Annotated in this window: 17 protein-coding genes and 2 tRNA genes; 6 read left to right on the top strand and 13 right to left on the bottom strand. The window is 42.8% G+C overall.

From position 1 onward, the window contains the following. Positions 1 to 327 precede the first annotated feature (327 nt). Together W03_RS03685 and W03_RS03680 are read right to left on the bottom strand one after the other, a co-directional pair. Complete coding sequence (locus W03_RS03685; RefSeq protein ID WP_244071505.1) at positions 328 to 1,563, bottom strand: pyridoxal-dependent decarboxylase, exosortase A system-associated; 1,236 nt, start codon at positions 1,561 to 1,563, stop codon at positions 328 to 330. Beyond that, positions 1,560 to 3,143 (bottom strand): acyl-CoA ligase (AMP-forming), exosortase A system-associated, encoded by a 1,584-nt coding sequence (locus tag W03_RS03680; RefSeq protein ID WP_244071503.1) that lies wholly within the window; start codon positions 3,141 to 3,143, stop codon positions 1,560 to 1,562. Before W03_RS03680 ends, W03_RS03685 begins: the two co-directional genes overlap by 4 nt. 201 nt (positions 3,144 to 3,344) lie before the next feature. Here W03_RS03680 and gltX point away from each other — a divergent pair, with 201 nt between their 5' ends. The 3 genes from gltX (at position 3,345) to W03_RS03665 (ending at position 4,979) form a co-directional block, all read left to right on the top strand. Beyond that, positions 3,345 to 4,739: a glutamate--tRNA ligase gene (gene gltX / locus W03_RS03675; protein WP_244071501.1), complete on the top strand. Its 1,395-nt coding sequence runs from the start codon at positions 3,345 to 3,347 to the stop codon at positions 4,737 to 4,739. 53 nt (positions 4,740 to 4,792) lie between these two features. After that, positions 4,793 to 4,868, top strand: a tRNA-Ala gene (locus W03_RS03670). A gap of 35 nt (positions 4,869 to 4,903) precedes the next feature. After that, positions 4,904 to 4,979, top strand: a tRNA-Glu gene (locus W03_RS03665). Positions 4,980 to 4,998: 19 nt separating this feature from the next. On the opposite strand, the gene W03_RS03660 is transcribed toward W03_RS03665, so the two are convergent. The 7 genes from W03_RS03660 to W03_RS03630 form a co-directional block, all read right to left on the bottom strand. Beyond that, positions 4,999 to 5,724 (bottom strand): M48 family metallopeptidase, encoded by a 726-nt coding sequence (locus W03_RS03660; RefSeq protein ID WP_244071499.1) that lies wholly within the window; start codon positions 5,722 to 5,724, stop codon positions 4,999 to 5,001. Between the two features lie 101 nt (positions 5,725 to 5,825). After that, complete coding sequence (locus W03_RS03655) at positions 5,826 to 6,104, bottom strand: hypothetical protein (RefSeq protein WP_244071497.1); 279 nt, start codon at positions 6,102 to 6,104, stop codon at positions 5,826 to 5,828. Between the two features lie 2 nt (positions 6,105 to 6,106). Then, positions 6,107 to 6,487, bottom strand: a complete 381-nt coding sequence (locus W03_RS03650; RefSeq protein ID WP_244071495.1) for a hypothetical protein — start codon at positions 6,485 to 6,487, stop codon at positions 6,107 to 6,109. A gap of 41 nt (positions 6,488 to 6,528) precedes the next feature. Further along, complete coding sequence (locus W03_RS03645; protein ID WP_244071493.1) at positions 6,529 to 8,046, bottom strand: DUF262 domain-containing protein; 1,518 nt, start codon at positions 8,044 to 8,046, stop codon at positions 6,529 to 6,531. Then, positions 8,043 to 8,339 carry a hypothetical protein gene (locus W03_RS03640; RefSeq protein ID WP_244071491.1) on the bottom strand — a complete coding sequence of 99 codons (297 nt, stop codon included), beginning with the start codon at positions 8,337 to 8,339 and terminating at the stop codon, positions 8,043 to 8,045. The genes W03_RS03645 and W03_RS03640 overlap by 4 nt, the downstream gene beginning before the upstream one ends. A gap of 505 nt (positions 8,340 to 8,844) precedes the next feature. Then, entirely contained in the window at positions 8,845 to 9,990 is a 1,146-nt protein-coding gene (locus W03_RS03635) for a right-handed parallel beta-helix repeat-containing protein (protein ID WP_244071489.1), read from the bottom strand. Between the two features lie 132 nt (positions 9,991 to 10,122). Continuing rightward, a complete protein-coding gene (locus W03_RS03630) occupies positions 10,123 to 11,775 on the bottom strand; it encodes a response regulator (protein WP_244071487.1) in 1,653 nt (550 codons plus the stop codon). 346 nt (positions 11,776 to 12,121) lie between these two features. Between W03_RS03630 and W03_RS03625 the strand changes: the two genes are divergently transcribed. Both W03_RS03625 and W03_RS03620 read left to right on the top strand, forming a co-directional pair. Next, complete coding sequence (locus W03_RS03625; protein ID WP_244071485.1) at positions 12,122 to 12,997, top strand: alpha/beta hydrolase; 876 nt, start codon at positions 12,122 to 12,124, stop codon at positions 12,995 to 12,997. A gap of 118 nt (positions 12,998 to 13,115) precedes the next feature. Then, a complete protein-coding gene (locus W03_RS03620; RefSeq protein ID WP_244071484.1) occupies positions 13,116 to 13,559 on the top strand; it encodes a universal stress protein in 444 nt (147 codons plus the stop codon). An 18-nt stretch (positions 13,560 to 13,577) separates the two neighbouring features. Here the strand turns inward: W03_RS03620 and W03_RS03615 are convergent, their stop codons facing one another. Then, a complete protein-coding gene (locus tag W03_RS03615; protein WP_244071482.1) occupies positions 13,578 to 14,390 on the bottom strand; it encodes an outer membrane protein assembly factor BamD in 813 nt (270 codons plus the stop codon). Between W03_RS03615 and rluD the strand changes: the two genes are divergently transcribed. After that, a complete protein-coding gene (rluD, locus tag W03_RS03610; RefSeq protein ID WP_244071479.1) occupies positions 14,389 to 15,393 on the top strand; it encodes a 23S rRNA pseudouridine(1911/1915/1917) synthase RluD in 1,005 nt (334 codons plus the stop codon). The genes W03_RS03615 and rluD overlap by 2 nt on opposite strands. A 65-nt stretch (positions 15,394 to 15,458) precedes the next feature. On the opposite strand, the gene W03_RS03605 is transcribed toward rluD, so the two are convergent. The 3 genes from W03_RS03605 to greB all read right to left on the bottom strand — a co-directional run bounded on the left by W03_RS03605 (position 15,459) and on the right by greB (position 18,382). Continuing rightward, the gene (locus W03_RS03605) at positions 15,459 to 16,754 is read right to left on the bottom strand and encodes a porin (protein ID WP_375792725.1); all 1,296 of its coding nucleotides are present in this window, start codon (positions 16,752 to 16,754) and stop codon (positions 15,459 to 15,461) included. A gap of 342 nt (positions 16,755 to 17,096) precedes the next feature. After that, positions 17,097 to 17,768, bottom strand: a complete 672-nt coding sequence (locus W03_RS03600) for a CAAX prenyl protease-related protein (RefSeq protein ID WP_244071475.1) — start codon at positions 17,766 to 17,768, stop codon at positions 17,097 to 17,099. A gap of 65 nt (positions 17,769 to 17,833) precedes the next feature. Next, entirely contained in the window at positions 17,834 to 18,382 is a 549-nt protein-coding gene (gene greB / locus W03_RS03595) for a transcription elongation factor GreB (RefSeq protein ID WP_244071474.1), read from the bottom strand. Positions 18,383 to 18,392: the final 10 nt, after the last annotated feature.

Here is an 18,392-nt window from a genome sequence, read left to right as displayed (position 1 = left end):
ATTCAATATTCAGGCATAGGCATTAACAGTAAGTGTAGGTGAACTTTATTCAAAATCTTCTATCAAAGCATTTAATATACTGAGATACACGAATCGATGCAGTTACAAATCTAGTATAAGTGTAAATTGACTATTTCGTCATCATGTTTACTACTTATGCTATTTACTATTTAAGATCATTTATTGTAAATATTCAACCAATGTCGAGTGTTTATTTTGAAGAATTACAGCAGAACGCTAAATTTGTATAAAAGATGCAACAAATTCACAGATAAACCAATAAATTCCAGTGAGTTAAAAAACCTGAATACGGATGGCGATTCAATATTAAACTAGGATTTCCTCAGGTAACGGATGATTTAAAAAAGCCGTAGGGCTAACACTTAAACCATAGGCACCAGATTGCAGTACCACCACAAAATCTCCAACAACCGCCTTTGACAACATCATTTCCTCAGCCAATAAATCAAGCGGTGTACATAATGGACCGACTATCGATACCACTTCTTTATCGGTATCTTGCATTCTATTACCTATGATTACCGGAAAATTCTTTCGTATTACTTGCCCTAAATTACCTGAAGCGGCGAGATGATGGTGCATGCCACCATCCGTTATTAGGAATATCTTTCCGCGCGATACCTTGCGTTCCAAAATTCGGCACACATAAATTCCAGCTTCGGCAACCATATATCGTCCCAATTCAATCGCCACGAATGTTTCAGGTAATTGCTCTCTAAAAGTCCGAATCATTGGCTGCATATTTTCACCAATCACAGCCAAATCTAGCCGCTCCTCACCAGGAAAATAGGGCACACCAAAACCACCGCCAATATTAAGCAATCGCATCGGGATAGGCATATGTTGCGCCAAGCGTATTCCTAATTGCAGGGATTTAAGCTGCGCTTCGAGAATAGCCGCACTATTGAGATTTTGTGAACCACTAAAAATATGCAAGCCAACAAAATTTAATTTAAGAGATGCCAACAACTTCAGTAATTTAGGCGCTTGCTCTACGTCTATACCAAACGACTTTGCTCCTCCTCCCATTTTCATACCCGAGGATTTCAGTTCGAAATCAGGATTTATGCGAATCGCCACAGAAGGGGTAATACCTAAGTGTTCGCCAAGCTTAACAATCATCCTCAGTTCCTGTTCAGACTCAACGTTGATTGTTACACCGGCAGCTATAGCGCAGCGAAGCTCAGAAGATCGCTTACCAGGACCCGCAAAGCTGATTTTGTCAGGTGCAAGTATTGTATCCAGTGCAACTTTCATTTCACCTACAGACGCAATATCTATACCATCTACAATACGGGCTAAATGCTGCACGACAGCCGGCATGGGGTTCGCTTTCATTGCATAGTGCAATAATATGCCTTCGGGTAAATGTCGGCGCAGTAATGCAATTCGTTCGGTGATTCTTTGTCGATCATAGGCATAAAAAGGCGTGGAGCCAACTCGCTCAGCCAACCGTATCAATGACATACCACCGACTTGCAAACAATTGCCTTGAACCGCAAAGCCCTCCATGGGTGCATGCTCAGGAAGGGTTTTTTTCATGATTCATTCTGAGTAAATAGTCGCTGCATTTCTTTGGCCAATCTATTACGGTCTATCTTATTGTTTAGATTGCGTGGCAAATCAAATTGACAAACTTCAAGATGATGAGGACACATATAACTTGGTAACTTATTTTTACAAAATAGCATTATGGTTTCCACATCGAGCGTTGTATCAGATTGCGCTGTTATCAGCGCTACTATTGCTTGTCCTAGAATTGGATGGGGCACACCAAACACAGTCGCTTCACGTACATTCTCTATGCCGTACAAAACTTCTTCAATTTCCGTCGGACTGATACGGTAACCCGAACTTTTGATCATCGAATCACGACGCTCGATAAAGTACAAAAAACCATCTGCATCTATTTTTACTGTATCACCTGACCAAGCTACGGTCTCATTTATTGGCATACCATCCTGACTCGGCGTAATAGTCCTGAAAACCCTCGCTGTTTTTTCACGATCACCCCAGTATCCCAATGCAACGGTTGCACCTCGATGTACCAACTCACCCGGTTCTCCGGGCGCGCAATGCGTACCATCTTGACGCAACACAAAAACTTCGGCATTAGGTATCGCCTTACCGATTGATTTCGGTCGATAATCGATTTCTTCCGGTGCCAAATATGTGGAACGAAAAGCCTCAGTAAAACCATACATCGAGAAAATATGTGTCGCAGGTAACATCTTACGAAATCGCTGAATGACAGGAAATGGGATAGCCCCACCGGAACTGGTCATATAACGTAATGAATTAATTTCATGCCAATCCAATGCCGCGAGCTGAATCCACAATGATGGCACTGCAGCGAGGCCGGTAATCTGATGCATTGCCACATTCTCCAGAATGTCACGCGGAAGCCAATAATTCATCAAGATATTGGTTGCACCGACATAAAAAGCGGTTGTCAATTGGCTTAAACCATAATCAAAGCTAAGTGGCAGCACCGCCAAAATTCGATCGCCCGAATGGTTATGTAGATACGCCGAAACACTTTTTGCGCCGGCAACCAGATTACGATGGGAAAGGATAACGCCTTTGGGCTTCCCAGTGCTACCCGAAGTATAAATAATGGCAGCCATATCATTGTCAATGACCTTAGTTGCTTTCCGAATACCATCGACAGGCATCTCAAGCCATGGCATGATCCGAGAGCCATAGTTCATTTGACTCTCGCTATCAGCATCTACAACAATGGTTACGCGCAAATCATGTTGAATAGGTAATACAATTTGAAGCATCTCAAGGCGTTTAGCTGAAGTTATCAGTATTTTGGCACCACAATCTTGCAAAATATGGCTGACTTGCTCAGGTTTTAAAGCCGGATTCACGGGAACGAATACGCCACCCGCTAAAGTTGTTGCAAAAATAGCAATTACTGTTTCGAAACGCTTCTCAAGATAAATAGCGACACGATCACCGCGACGCAAATCCAATGCTTTGAAGCCAAGCGATACCCGTTCGACTTGGTGCAGCAAACCCGCATAGGTTAATGTTTCCTGTTGATACAATAGTGCATCAGCATCTGGTCGAGCTACAGCAGAATTACGAATTAAATCGTGAAACAAGTAAGTCATCGATAATCAATCACTTTATCAGTAAACAAATGCATACAAACGGTACATATTATATCCAGCTTTATGCACAAAAATTATTCATGGCATTGCGGTAAAATATATAAATGGAATCTTTGCTAAGGCAAACACGAAGTTAGCAGATTCGCGTAAACTGCGTAACCACTTCACAGTTACCAATCATTATCAATCACACATAAAATCATGACCGTTCGCACCCGTTTTGCCCCCAGCCCCACCGGCTATTTACACATTGGCGGTGCTCGTACAGCACTTTTTTCATGGGCCTATGCACGCAAATATGGCGGCAAATTTATCCTGCGTATTGAAGATACAGACCAGGAGCGCTCAACGAAGGAATCTACTCAAGCCATTCTCGATGGCATGTCATGGCTTGGGCTTGACTATGACGAAGGTCCTTTTTATCAGATGCAACGCTTGCAACGCTATCAAGAAGTGGCTGAGCAACTACTCAAAGATAATCAAGCGTACTACTGTTATGCCTCCAAGGAGGAATTGGATGAAATGCGCGAAAAACAACTGTCCGCTGGTTTAAAACCACGATATGATGGTCGCTGGCGTGATTCCAATAAAACCCCTCCTGCAGGCATAAAACCGGTACTGCGTTTAAAAAACCCACTCAGTGGTTTTGTTACATTCAACGATGAAATCAAAGGCCACATCAGCGTGGCTAATCATGAACTCGATGATTTGGTACTAATGAGAAGTGACGGTATTCCTACTTATAACTTCAGTGTAGTGCTGGACGACTTGGACATGAATATTACCCATGTCATCCGCGGCGATGATCACGTCAACAATACGCCACGGCAAATCAATATTCTTAAAGCACTCGACGCAACTTTACCCAAATATGCACACGTACCAATGATCTTAGGTTCAAATGGAGAGCGATTATCCAAACGGCATGGCGCCGTATCCGTCATGCAATATCGCGACGACGGCTATCTGCCGCAAGCATTGCTCAACTACTTGGCTAGACTCGGCTGGTCTCATGGTGACGAAGAAATATTCAGTCAAGAAGAACTGGTGGAATGGTTCGATTTATCAGCAATCAGTCGCTCACCGGCTAAATTCAACCCCGAGAAACTGTTTTGGATCAATCAACAATATCTCAAAAAAACGGATAATCAACAACTCGCGGAACTGGTTACGCCATATCTTGAAAAGCATAACTGCCAAGTTTTAACAGGCCCCAATCTCAACTCAATCATTGAATTACTCAAGGAAAGAGTCAATACGCTCGAAGAATTGGCCGACGCAGCGATTTATTTCTACCGACACTTAGAGCCATCTGATGAATTAAAAGCGCAATACTTGAATGCAGAAGCTTTATCATTACTGACTGAATTAAGAAATACATTCAAACAACTTGAATGGACGCGAGAATCGATTCATCAAGCTATCAAAAATACGGCAAAAACACATGATGTGAAACTTCCTAAAATCGCTATGCCGCTAAGGATCATGACAACCGGCGAAGTACATACCCCATCGATTGATGCTGTTCTTGAACTATTAGGTCGCGACGAAACACTTGCTCGCATAGCGGCTTGTTTGGACAAGGCTTCAAAATGAAGTTCCTTTACAAGCCTTCAGTGCGTCAGTATAATCCCTGTTCCTTCGATTAAGGGGGTATAGCTCAGCTGGGAGAGCGCTTGCATGGCATGCAAGAGGTCAGCGGTTCGATCCCGCTTATCTCCACCAGTTGTTACGGACATCAATAAATCAAGATATTGAAAGTCCCCATCGTCTAGAGGCCTAGGACATCGCCCTTTCACGGCGGTAACAGGGGTTCGAATCCCCTTGGGGACGCCAATAAGAACTTGAAATAAGATCAGTTATCCCAATCTTCATACCTGGCTGGTAAACGATTCAATTCTTCCCGATAAGATCTCCATTTCGGCATGAATTGGTCCATCAAAGCAATAAAACGGCTGTTATGCGTTGGTTCCAACAGATGAGTCATTTCGTGCACTACGACGTACTCTAAGCAAACCAGCGGTTTCATCGCCAATTCCGTATTGATCCGGATACTGCCGGAATGAAAGTTGCAACTACCCCACTTGGTTTTCATTCTTTGCACGTAAAACCTTTGCACAGATACACTCATACGCGGCTGCCACTTTTCGATCAACATCGGAATCGATTGTTTCAGATTATTGCGATACCAGGCTTCAAGAATACCCTGCCTTCTTTCTCGGTTCGTTCCAGGACGTACCGACAGAATCATTTTGCCGTGTTTCAATTCAACGGATGGTGGCACGTCTTCTTCATCAAGCTTAAGCAGATAGCGCTTTCCCCAGACATAATGGATTTCACGGTCGATATACTCCCGAGGCGCTTCGCGCTCCTGTAACCGTAACTTTGTTTGCTGTTTCTTGATCCATCCCAGCTTGGATATCACAAATACCCGGACGGTATCCGGTGCCATGCTGACCGGTGCCGACACTTTGACTCTGCCATCCGGTGGATGGACGCTTAAATGAACATTCTTGATGTTTTTATGGATAACTTCCACATCAAGATCACTCAGTCTCATGGTTGCAATGTCAGTAGACACTTTTTTGCTCCTTGTTGACCAGATCGGCGATCTTTTGCAGATATTCCTGATAATTAAGAGCACCCTGCTTGATGATTTCATCCAGAATCGTCAACATTTGTTCAAAGCACACCGAAGAGCAGGTGGTTTTTGATGATATGGCTGCGTACGTTGTTTTCGATGGTTTCCGACACCGCTTCTTGATTCGCTTTGATGCCGCTTGACATAGTACCGATGCCTCGGCGATGCTGCTTTTCACAATGACTCCCAGGATCGGCATATCGGCAAAAGAAGAATTCGCCATCGATTCCTCTACCGAGACAGGTATAACCAAACTGCTCGCAGAACAGGTTCACGATACGGCTTTGTTTCGCGCGTTCTGATTTATTAATAATTGACATGACTACTCAGCAGCAAGAATCTCGGTCTCGATGTAACGCTTACACTCTGCGGTGCTGGTAAAACACCGGAAACCAGCTTGACTGGCCAGCGCAATCGCTTCTTTTTCTTCATCCAACATCACAGCGATGGGATCGCTCAATCCTTCCTGGATGCCATCTGGCCATGCCAAATCAAAGACGGCTTTTTGTTGACCCGTTTCTTTGTCTGTGTAATCGTAAGAAATGATACCAAGAGGCAATCCCTGAGCTAGAACCCAGTTGTTCAGCTCTTCCAACGCAGATTCTTCTGCTGCACTGGTTATACCGCCCAGCACAATGCTTTCCGAATAACTCTTGACTTCACCTTCCAACCATTGGTAATCGTTATGCAGTAGCGATGCCATACGTTTATTCGGCCAACAGTATCTTCCGCTGTTCGAGAAAATCACGATAGTTCTCGATTCGCCATAGCGCTGTATCCATTGGTATCCATTGGTATCCATTGAGTAGGCGCACCAGGATGTTTTTCTTCTACTTCAGAAAAGTAAATCTGAGGCAAATGATCACTGATATTCAGGTTAGTATCCTTGGTTAAGAAACAGAAATTGGCAAGGGCATTGACTTCATTTTTTCGGTAGTTGCGTTTATACAATTGCGCTTTAGGGAAAATATGATGTACTTCCAACCGACTCATCCTACCCAGCAAATTGGCCCTTAACGGCAATCCTGTACCCCAGTCACACGCTTCACCCATGCGAGTCAGCATATATAAAACCGGATAGAAACGTGCACCCAGGCTCCATCCTGTGAAATGCCCCGATTCTATGCGCAATCCTCCATGCCAAAGCCGTAACTGTTCCAGCAGGGCGTCAAGGCTATTATTTTCATTGGATAACACTTCCAGGTCCTTATCGATAAAGGACTCTGTCGATCCCGAAAAACGCCCCCACATGCCTCCCTCTGCAAACCAGAACAATAGTTTATCCCGGTCGATTTCATTCAATGAGCCGCCATGCAGATCAAGGTAACGCACCATGACAGGGATTGCAAAACGACCGAATAACACTTGATCATGATCCAGCCCCAGTCGTCCGGCAATCAGGTTCAAACTGGTATCAATATATTTTGACGCACGCTTCAAACCAGCTTGAATTTGTTCTACATCTTTATCATGCAAGTACTGAAACTTGGCTTCACCCGTCAGCACCGTGTTAACTGAACGCAACAACCAATCCAGGTTAAAGTCATACCCAGCCTGATGCCATTCCTTGATTTTTTGTTTCATGCTATCTCGCGCTTCAGGCCAATCTGCGCAGATCTTAGCCAAAGCCAGATCACCTTTGGATAACTTTGTGCCGCCGCTATTTACCCGGTTAAAAATGTCGACTACGACATCCAATGTTTTATCTGATCCCGTCACTTCATCGATATGCAGTTCGATATCCAGTATGGCCAATAATCGGCTCATACGTGAAGTGTAATCACCAATATACGCTGCCAGTTCTGGCGAGCTGACAATTTTGGTGATAAATTCACCCATTCCACCATTTCCCTCTTGCATAATCGCTGTGACATCGATCCATAAAGGGTTGCCTTGCATTTTAATGGGTTGGTAAAAAGCGAAAATTTCGTTTTCGAGATTAAACTGCAATCCAGTAAAGGCTGCCGGATTTCCATCGAAAAACTTTGGTGCTTTTCCGCGTATCACGCCGTATAGAGAAGTAACACGCTGCTGCCCATCCAGCAAGAGCTTGACGATACCTCGCGCAAGTTCTCCATCACCCCGATAAGCTGCACCAGATGAGTCAGCTGCCCAAACCAACAAGCCGCCGACCGGGTGCCTGCGATAAAGCGAGTCAAATAAACCACGCACCTGTTCCTTGTTCCATACATAGCCGCGCTGAAACTCTGGCAATGCCATGTGACCGTTATCGATGTGATCAAGTATGGTCGAAATTTTCATATCGGCTCCTTTTCCGAAAGAATTTTCAACAGAACAGTCGATGCCAGCAGATTTTGCACCATGCATTGCTTGGTGTTCCAGTATTTGGCGAGTTTGGCATCGACTAGCAGCGCGATGATTTTCTTGTTGATGTCATAGCCGATAGTTGGCTTACCTTTTAGCGTCACCATATCCCTGAAACTCGCGCCTGGCGGAGTATTGATCGAGGCAAATGGCTGATCGGCATATTTATCGCTGACATATTTGACGAACAACATCACCAGTACATAATCCTTGTACTGGTTGGTATCCATTCCGCCACGAATTTATCACAACTTGACCAAAGGAAAGAGTAGCTTTCGGATTTTTTGATGGCCATACATTCTTAGTATTTGAAATGCGATAATTACAGTAATGTAGCATTGAATCATCTAAACGATTCTACCATCTACCAAGGAAATGAATACATGTCGCGGCACTATTCTTTCTTCCGGTAGGTCCTCAATGCTTTACTCGCCCGATACTTTCATGAGAGAAATTTGTTTCAAGATTTGGATTTCACCGCCATGAAGGAAGATAATCCAGCACCACCGTTTGAGGCATAGTTGTTATTGCTAGGTAGTCAGCGTAATGCCGTGGATACCGCGTTTCGGGAAATTTTTGAAATGAATTGTGAAAAGGGTTTTACAGCAATCATTGATGAAGCCAGGTTCCAATTTAATCACAATGATTTTACAGTCTTTGTAGAAAAATTATCTACTTTGCCCAATCATTACCAGCGAGCAATTAAGCGTATGTTTCTTTGAAAGCGTGCATTGATTACATCGCCCCGATGTCCTCAAAACCTCCACTACCGGCAGGTTTTAGAAAATCGACCGAATTACTATCTGTACTGATAAAAGCAACGTTTCCAGAACGCTGCCATGAATTATTCTCTTCAACGATATTGATAGCTGCTGAAGATTTATAAGCTGTCCCCACGCCAATGTTATCAAATGCTTTGGTATGAGAATCTAACGCAAAAGCATACAAGCCATTATTCCATGAAGTGTTATGGGTAAACTTAACGTTGACACCGGCGTTGCTCGTAAAGCCCCTAGTTCTATTGGAATAAGCAATATTATGGTCAACAACCGTATTCGCACTTGGATAAGTACCGCCAGCCTTAATGCCATTGCCATCCCCGTCACCCGCACCGTTTGAATGTGCGATGCTATATCCAACATAAGTATTGACAGACCGCCAAGTGTCGATGCCATCATCAGAATTGTGATGCACCAAGCAATTCTCAATACGGTTGTCTAATCCGGTGGAGATCGCAATACCGTCAGAGTTTCCCCCGTTGTCATACGTGGAATCATAAACGCCAACTCCAGAATTGTATGATGAAGTGGAATTACGAATAATATTTCTAGAACCTCCGGTACCATCCCCATGAGTCGAAACCTGAATGCCAGATAGTCCATTATGGTGCGCATACACACCATCTATTAAATTGTCCGATCCACCAACCCAAATTCCTTGAACAGGCATATTCTTGATCTCAATCCCACGCACATGTATAAAGTTACCATTAACGCCAATGTAGATGTTTGTACCTTTTGCATGTTGGCTTCCATCAAATACCGCTAGCTCTCCCGGATAACTTTCATATACAACAGGCGCCGTAGCTGTTCCAGTATTCATAATTCTTAGGTTTTTGTAGAGATTATAAGTACCGCCCCGCAAAAATATTACATCTCCAGCCTTTGCTTTCAGCGCAGCAATCCAAATATCACAAGGCTGGACTAGTATACAGAATGTACCTGTTCCGTTCGGCTTCACAAATAGCGTACCTTTTGTGATGTCCGTACTGATAATGGGCTTAGGCCCAATTGATTTGGTTTCCGCTACAGCCGCTGCATGGATAATCAACCCACTTACCAATCCCGCTAACAGCCATAAACATAAACTATACTTTCTCATTGATGAAATTCAGCGATCCAAAGCATCACAACACTTCCCAAAATACACCAATTATTTACACTGAAATTCGTTAGGTCTGAGCAATCAACTGCCGACTCATTAACACTGATGTCTGTAAATATTAATCCGCGATCAGTCTCCTGTATTAACAATCACCTTATTTCGCCCTCTTTGTTTCGCTTGGAACATTGCTTTTTCAGCAGCCTCACATAAACCAGCAACATCAGAAAAGTGTGTTAGGTCAGAAATACCACAACTAAAACTGACAAAAAATTCACTGTCTTGACTTAAATGCATCGAACGATTGAATACACAACGGATCTCATCAATTACTTTTGCTGCCGACACTGCATCGGTGTCATTTAAAATGACATAAAACTCATCACCGCCATATCGTCCGACGATATCAGTTTCACGTAAACGCTGCTTCAGTAGCCTCGCCAAACTTTTAACCACACGATCTCCAGCAGCATGACCATAAGCATCATTAATTTTCTTAAAAGAGTCGACATCAATCATTGCAAGTGACAAGGGGGTTTTTAATCGGTTAGATCGTGTTACTTCACGTGCCAATTCTTCTTTAATAGCCGTATGGTTTAATAAACCCGTCGGTCCATCGAGAATCATTAATGCATGTAACGATCGCATCCTGGAAACACGCGATGTAATAGCTGCGACCAATTGCATTGGGCTAATAGGTTTGATTAAGAAATCGCCGCCACGGAAATTAATGACATCAGATTGCGTGTTAAGGTCATTTTCGTTCACAAGATGCACAATCGGAATATTCTGAAAACCATCCATTTGTCGCACAACTTTAGCTAGTTCGATACCATTGCAACCCGGCAAATACAAATCCATCAAAATGAGATCCGGGTTGAAATTACTTAGAGATTCCAGTAGTTTCATCGGATCCAACAACGCTTTGATATGCATTTCAGCCTGTTCCAGTACCACTGAATAATAAGTCAACGAAATAGAACTATCTTCCACGATCATGATCCTAAAGGGCTCTTGAACCTGCGAGGCCGTTATCAAATCCAATTGATCGATCAATTCAGTTGAATTAATCGGCTTAGTGAAATAGGCTATACCCCCAGCTCTTACAGCTTCCAACCGATACTGCAAAGTATCGTGCACAGAAATAAATATCACTTTGACCAGTTGTTTCAATTCCCGCTGGATTTGTTTCATAAAATGGATACCGCCTATTTCATCTTCTGGAAACTCGACATCCATCAGAACAATCGCTCCGGCACAATCCTGAATTGCGGAACGAAACTTATCCAAGTGATTGAACACTTCTACTTCATAACCATAATAACGTAATTGTAGTGCCAGCTCTTGGGACGCCTCCACATCATCCTCGACAACAAAAATCACACAGGAATCTTGAGAATTCACCGTGACCGTTTGGTTACTCCATTCTCCGATATCTATAGTTTTTGTTGATTGATGCATGAGTCGCTTTAATTCGGCAAGCTGACGCTGAATTACTGCCGAGTGAGGCGAATCTGGGCGAAACTCGTTTTGTAGCGTATTCTTGATAAGCTGCTCAACTGCGCTACTATGAGCACTGATTTCAGAATGGCCAAATACTTTACTTTCACTGACTAAATTATGCAGTAATCGATGTAGATTCTGTACATTCTCTAAATTCCAGTCTTTTTCCAACGTATTCCACAGCACTTCGATCTCACTTACTTTTTCGGGTAACTGTTGAGCAAATGATGTTGCCAAAGTATGTATTTTTTCCTGAAATTCTGTGGTATTGATAATATTCATAATAACTATCCAATTGTTGAAATATAAGATCTTTTTATCTTTTTATATAAGCCACATGCAGTTGAAAACGCTAAAGTATTTTTGCAAGTTGTCCCTCAACCAAAACTGATCGAATGACGAAGGATGCAATGAATTCATTCCATGCTTGATAAAACCATAGAATTCCTTATGAACACATTATCTCTTAATTTAAAAACATTAACGATAAACCTGAATAGTATGAATACAAAATTTCATAAGTTCAACTCTATGCAAGAATAAGAAAACCTGTGCTTTTAAAGAAACTTTTCAGTGAAATGATTATTACCCCATCCGTACAATTCCTAAATATTTTTATGGAAACTAAATGAACAAAGTCATCTTGCACAAACTTTTGCTCGGAATTCTAGCACTCATTGTTATTATTGCGATATTACTGTTTCTACTGATCGCATTGTTGACTAATCCCGTACCTACTTCGGTCAGCGCTTTATCTATCGATCTACCAGTGGAATCAGTCCAAGTTCCGATGGAAGAAAACTCTCTTGTACGGGGTTGGCTTAGCTATGGAGAACCTGGCAAAGGCGTCATATTGCTCGCTCATTCCATGCGCAGCAATCGTGTTGAAATGCTGAGTCGAGCCAGATTCTTGCGAGATCGTGGCTATACTACTCTCATGATTGATCTGCATGCGCATGGCGAAACACCAGGAGAAAAAATCACCTTTGGTTCACGAGAATCTGAAAATGTATTAGCGGCGGCAAAATATTTGCGCAAAAAATTTCCACAGGAACGAATTGGCGCCCTCGGCGCTTCTTTAGGTGGCGCAGCAATTATTCTTGCTAAGCCTCATCTGTTATTTGATGCGGTCATTCTCGAATCAGTGCATGCCACTCTCGAAGAAGCTATCAATAATCGTTTAAAGCTACATCTTGGAGAATATGGAAGCTTGCTATCACCTATCGTGCTTTTCCAGTTTTCCTTTTTTCTCGACGTACCAATTACTGAACTGGACCCTATTTCGCAGATAACTCATTTAAATGCCCCGGTATTTTTTATTTCAGGCACGGACGATGCACATACAACTCCATCTGAAGTCGAACGCATGTACACAACAGCGATAGAACCAAAAGAATTATGGATTGTTCCCGGGGCAAAGCATTTCAACATGCATACTTATGCAGGGAAAATGTATGAAGAACGCATTACAGAATTTTTTGAATTTTATTTACAGAACCACTAAACGCATCCGTACGAGACATATTACTTTTTAGGCTATTTCTGGCAAAAATTTCTGATTGATAAAGTATACTGTGGTATTTATTGTGCATTAATGCTTTATCTAAAATGATTTGACATCTATGAATAACTATAAAAACATATTACTAGCTATTGAATTTTCCGAACACGATGAAGCTATAACCAAAAAAGCCAAAGATTTAGCTGAGCAATTAAAAGCACAATTGCATATTATTCACGTATTGGACAACATTCCGATGCCGGATACGCCCTACGGAACGGTTATTTCATTGGATGAAAGTACCCACGATGCATTGCTGGAAGCTGAAAAAAGCAAACTACGCCATATCGGTAATCATCTAGGTATTGCACCATCCCAGTGTTGGATGGTTTGGGGAAACCCTCAAGAAGAAATCATACAACTGGCAGTAAAATTACAGATCGATTTAATCGTCGTTGGATCGCATAGCCGACATGGATTAGCGGTATTAATGGGCTCTACTGCCAAAGATATTCTGTATCATGCACAATGCGATGTGCTGGCGATACATTTAAAAAGCACTTAGCGAATCTTTGAGGCCTAGTTACCTCCAGAACACCCACCAAGGCAATGCACCAACTTCCGGTAGCTCTCTCAGAAAGTGACTTTCTGGAAAGTTTATACGCATCACACGCTCTGCGTCATCGCGTAAATCTTGCATTTCCAATACTTCATAAGCTTTAATCATAATATACAACGCTTCTTCGGTGGCTGGGGTCGGGGGATATTCCTTAACCACATCTTGCGCCCGGTTCGCTGCAGCAATATAGGCTTTTCGTTTCATATAATAGCGCGCAGCATGAATGTCATTCATGGCAATCGAATTGATCAGGTAAGCCATACGCAGTCGAGAATCTGCTGCATACTTACTGTCAGGAAAACGGGTAATCAATTCTTTGAAGTTTTCAAATGACTCTTTCGACATTTTTGAGTCACGCTCACTCATATCCTGTTGGAAAGGACCCTTCATCAAAAAACCCATTAATCCCCAATTATCGTTAAAACTCGCTAGCCCTTTAATATAATAGGCATAGTCAACGTTAGCGTGGTGAGGGTGAAGTTTAATAAAGCGATCTGCTGCCGCGATTGCCGAAGCCGGCTCATCATTTTTATAGTGTGCGTAAGCGGTTTCCAGCTGCGCTTGTTGGGCAATACGTCCATAAGGATAGCGCGATTCCAAGGTCTCATATAACTTGACTGCACCGGAAAAATTTCCTTCTGTGAGCTTTTGATTTGCTTCACTATAGAATTTATTGGCCGACCAATCTTCCTGGCTTTCAGCTACTTCTCGACCTGTTAATAAGTTACAGGCGGACAACCACCATAACATCAAAATTAGCGCTACACTACGTAACATGACAAATTCCATAAAAAACAAAAACTCATCTGCTGATTATAACGTAAAGCAACCAAGCCAACCGGTAATTCAGCTTATCATACCAACCAGCTTCATTGGATTGCGACTAGATCAAGCGCTTGCGAAATTACTGCCAGACTACTCCCGTAGTCGATTACAAAGCTGGATCTCCGAGAACCGCGTTATTCTGAACGAACAAACGGTAAATGCAAAGCAAAAAGTATGGGGGGGTGAGTCGATTCAAATTTTCCCCAAAGACGAGCCGGACACGCAATCCAGCCATATGGCAGAAAATATTCGGTTGAACATCGTTTACGAAGATAACGCGCTCATTATCGTCAACAAACCTGCCGGTCTTGTCTGCCACCCCGGTAACGGTAATTGGCAAGGAACACTGCTAAATGCTTTGTTACACCATGCACCGCCATTATCGCAAGTACCCCGAGCAGGCATTGTTCACCGTTTGGATAAAGATACCAGCGGGCTCTTGGTTGTCGCAAAAACTATTGAGGCACAAATTCATTTGGTGCGACAATTACAACTGCGCACGATAAAGCGTGATTATCTGGCAATTGTTCTTGGAAATGTATCGCAAAACGGTATCGTAGACGCCCCAATTGGGCGACACCCTACGCAACGCACTAAAATGGCGATAACTTCAAAAGGCAAACCTGCACGAACTTTTTATCGCATTCACAAAAAGTATGATGATTGCACAGTATTGGAATGCAGTCTCGATACCGGTCGAACACACCAAATTCGTGTTCATATGCAATCGATTGGGCATCCTCTCATTGGTGATTCTGTGTATGGCAGAAAATTGATCAAGAAAGATTCCATTCTACAACGATTAAATACTAACTTTCCCAGACAAGCACTGCACGCACGAAAAATAACACTCTCTCATCCAGAAAATGGAGAAACCCTATGCTGGGAGGCACCTCTACCCGACGATTTGAATGCGCTATTGCAAGCATTTCAAGAACATTTCCAGGAGAAATAATGAGAAATGCACTTGTAAATGCACTTCTCATTATTTCAACAGTAATAGCGATCGTATTCGTTATATCAGAATGGAATCATCGCATCCAAAGAAAATATAATTTGATCTTTATTTCCACCAAAAGGCCGATATGCCGCATGCAATCCATCCGCTCTATCCCAACGAATGTTCGGACGAATATTTAGCTGTCTCAACCCTTTCCAATTCATATTTAAAGTTTTAGCTGCCTTCCAGTTCGCGCCAATGGTCACTGCATAATAATCAGCAGGGGTGCTTGCAGCCAATTGAGTAGATCCACCTAATGCATAGCTTTGACCCAAATGATTGGTGGCTGCCGCTACACGCCCAGGTGAAAACACACGAAAGCCATCACGATCTCTAAACCACTCAAAACGAGTACCGATAGCAAGATCTCTTGACAAGTCATAATACAAATGAGTGTTTACACCATACCAAGCAGCATCCTTATTTACGCCCGATTCATACAAGTTAGCTAGCAACACATTATCCGCAAAACCATGATCATGTTGCACAATTAAATGCGTTTTATCAGTAATCATGTGCCTAAAAACTATACTATACATACCCCAAAAGCTGCTGTTGCGTGTCGATGTGGTGCTACCGGTACCACTGATATTGAGCGAAGTTTTCGCATCATTACTAAACCAAGTGACGCCACCAATTCCTCCCCAATTTCCCAATTCACGATCAAAATTACCGTCCCATCCACCCGTTCCACTACCTCCTATTGCACCCGCGAAAGTCGTAAAATTAGCGTTAACTGTGTAATTGGCTAATACCCCCATATGCGTGAAAGGTTCGCCATATTGCATCGTATAGGCATGGGTGTAGAAGAAATTATTCGGTGCCGGAACTGATTCATAACCAATCGGTGTAAAGAAATGACCGACCTTAACATTTATACCATTTCCTACTGGTGCGTAAATTTCTGCATACGCTTGCGGAATAGCAATGCCATAGGTACGAAGTGACTTACAACAAATATCCAGATCCCAATGACCACGATCACCCAATGGTCTGCCATTATTGACATCAAATGCAGGGTTACCGTATGCTTGCGTAAAAATGGCGTCGGTACCAAACATAAAGCCCGTACGGAAACCAAAATCCCAACCTTTTCCTTCAGTTTTCACCGCGCGCTCAATAAAAATATTGAATTGATTCAACTGAACTCTATTTGCTTGATCCGCAAAGGTTACTGGGCCCATAAAGCCATCGGTTTGACTGGGATTAAAAGTAGCGCCACCATTCACCCATCCGCCAATACTAATACCACTATCCCTCAAAAACTTCATAAAATTGCTACTAGCGCTCGTAGGCTGGCTGCTCCGAGTACTCATGGTTGTACTGGCTTGTATAGCCGTCATACCAACAAGCAACAACCCTCCAATCATAATAGCCTGCACAAGCGCACTCCAGCGCCTATACATCGATTTATACTTCATTATCTCTCCCCTTATTATCATAGTAGACGCTTTCGACTGATTGCTCTTGTTGCGCAATATCTATCGACATATCGACTGAACTCTAACATCGAATATCTTTTTGGGTCAATGTAAATCACTAGCCGAAAACGTACAAAAACACAATAAGGAAAACTATTAAATTATTTTTGAAAATCGAAGTTACTCAGGAGGGACTAATTATATTGATAAATTAATGAAATATATTCTTCAGCTTCATCACCAGAAATCCCAATTATTTGTTGCAATAATCCAAATACCCAAAATAGCGTTAGTGATTGCATGCGCTAAGATGGGCGACCACAAGATGCCACTGCGCATATACAACAGATTATAAACAACACCGGCCAATAATCCGGCAAACCAAAGGTTGTGCGCAACCGCAAAAAGCGAAGCGGTTATCAAGAAAGCTTTGATACCTACTTGGCTTGGATTCACCGCAAGAAAATTCGGGCGATGTAACCAGCGCATTAAAAAAGACCGCCAGAACAATTCTTCCATCACAGGTACCACCAATACTGCGCCTATTAATCGGATCGCAACAAATGACCAGTCGATTTCACCATTTTCACGTGGGTCGAATCCGACTGACCCTCCCATCATCATCCAATCCGCAGTAAGATTTATCCAAACGATAAACACCGTGATACCCGCAGCAATAGCAACGATCCATGTACGCATCGTGCTTCCGGCAGGCCATTGCAGCTCACGATAAGTACTTCGAAACCACCACAGCAACGACGCAACAACGGTTATTTTTACAGCATATAATAAACGTACTTCATTGGCATCCCAGTCCAAGAGGACTAGCAATGCATCTTCCAATAACATAAAAAGCACATAAGCGCCAAATGGTGCGATCCGATGCCAACTATGCTGCTCGAACATCATGACTATCTTCAATGATAGTAAGAAAATAATGAAATCCTATCGGGTATCGCGTAAGAGTTCATCCGTTATAGCTCTTTATAACAAATTTCTATCACTTCCAATTCTTCAATACCCACTGGAGTATGTAGCTTCACTACGTCGCCTTCCCGTGCTTTCAGCAGCGCTTTAGCCAAGGGGGAAATCCAACTGATGCGACCACTCCCAGGATCAGCCTCATCCAAACCAACAATACTATACGTGTGTTCATCACCAACCGCATTACTAACAGTCACCGTGGCGCCAAAAAATACTTGGTCACAATTACCGCGCTTTGCAGGATCTACGACTTCTGCATTATCCAACCGCTTGGATAAAAACCGCAGGCGACGATCAATCTCACGCAAACGCTTTTTACCATAAATGTAGTCACCATTTTCAGAGCGATCACCATTCGAAGCCGCCCAAGCAATCGTTTTAACCAATTCAGGCCGCTCTAGCTTCCACAATTGATTAAATTCATCTAGCAACTGCTGATGACCCGATGGGGTAATATAGTTCTTTACACCTTGCGGTAACTTCGGCGCGTTATCGATCTCTTCATCGTCATCATTTTCTTTGGTAAAAGCTTTACTCATGGCAGGTAAT

It is taken from the genome of Nitrosomonas sp. PY1 (genome assembly GCF_022836435.1).
Lineage (GTDB): Bacteria > Pseudomonadota > Gammaproteobacteria > Burkholderiales > Nitrosomonadaceae > Nitrosomonas.
Note: the sequence above shows the minus strand (reverse complement) of the source record. Positions and strands in the feature narration are given on the sequence as shown.

What these genes read in the sequence shown, in the direction of transcription:
- W03_RS03685 (WP_244071505.1), bottom strand. Translation starts at nt 1,563, where the DNA reads ATGAAAAAAACCCTTCCTGAGCATGCACCCATGGAGGGCTTTGCGGTT.
- W03_RS03680 (WP_244071503.1), bottom strand. Translation starts at nt 3,143, where the DNA reads ATGACTTACTTGTTTCACGATTTAATTCGTAATTCTGCTGTAGCTCGA.
- gltX (WP_244071501.1), top strand. Translation starts at nt 3,345, where the DNA reads ATGACCGTTCGCACCCGTTTTGCCCCCAGCCCCACCGGCTATTTACAC.
- W03_RS03655 (WP_244071497.1), bottom strand. Translation starts at nt 6,104, where the DNA reads ATGTCAATTATTAATAAATCAGAACGCGCGAAACAAAGCCGTATCGTG.
- W03_RS03650 (WP_244071495.1), bottom strand. Translation starts at nt 6,487, where the DNA reads ATGGCATCGCTACTGCATAACGATTACCAATGGTTGGAAGGTGAAGTC.
- W03_RS03645 (WP_244071493.1), bottom strand. Translation starts at nt 8,046, where the DNA reads ATGAAAATTTCGACCATACTTGATCACATCGATAACGGTCACATGGCA.
- W03_RS03640 (WP_244071491.1), bottom strand. Translation starts at nt 8,339, where the DNA reads ATGGATACCAACCAGTACAAGGATTATGTACTGGTGATGTTGTTCGTC.
- W03_RS03635 (WP_244071489.1), bottom strand. Translation starts at nt 9,990, where the DNA reads ATGAGAAAGTATAGTTTATGTTTATGGCTGTTAGCGGGATTGGTAAGT.
- W03_RS03630 (WP_244071487.1), bottom strand. Translation starts at nt 11,775, where the DNA reads ATGAATATTATCAATACCACAGAATTTCAGGAAAAAATACATACTTTG.
- W03_RS03625 (WP_244071485.1), top strand. Translation starts at nt 12,122, where the DNA reads ATGAACAAAGTCATCTTGCACAAACTTTTGCTCGGAATTCTAGCACTC.
- W03_RS03620 (WP_244071484.1), top strand. Translation starts at nt 13,116, where the DNA reads ATGAATAACTATAAAAACATATTACTAGCTATTGAATTTTCCGAACAC.
- rluD (WP_244071479.1), top strand. Translation starts at nt 14,389, where the DNA reads ATGACAAATTCCATAAAAAACAAAAACTCATCTGCTGATTATAACGTA.
- W03_RS03615 (WP_244071482.1), bottom strand. Translation starts at nt 14,390, where the DNA reads ATGTTACGTAGTGTAGCGCTAATTTTGATGTTATGGTGGTTGTCCGCC.
- W03_RS03605 (WP_375792725.1), bottom strand. Translation starts at nt 16,754, where the DNA reads ATGAGTACTCGGAGCAGCCAGCCTACGAGCGCTAGTAGCAATTTTATG.
- W03_RS03600 (WP_244071475.1), bottom strand. Translation starts at nt 17,768, where the DNA reads ATGATGTTCGAGCAGCATAGTTGGCATCGGATCGCACCATTTGGCGCT.
- greB (WP_244071474.1), bottom strand. Translation starts at nt 18,382, where the DNA reads ATGAGTAAAGCTTTTACCAAAGAAAATGATGACGATGAAGAGATCGAT.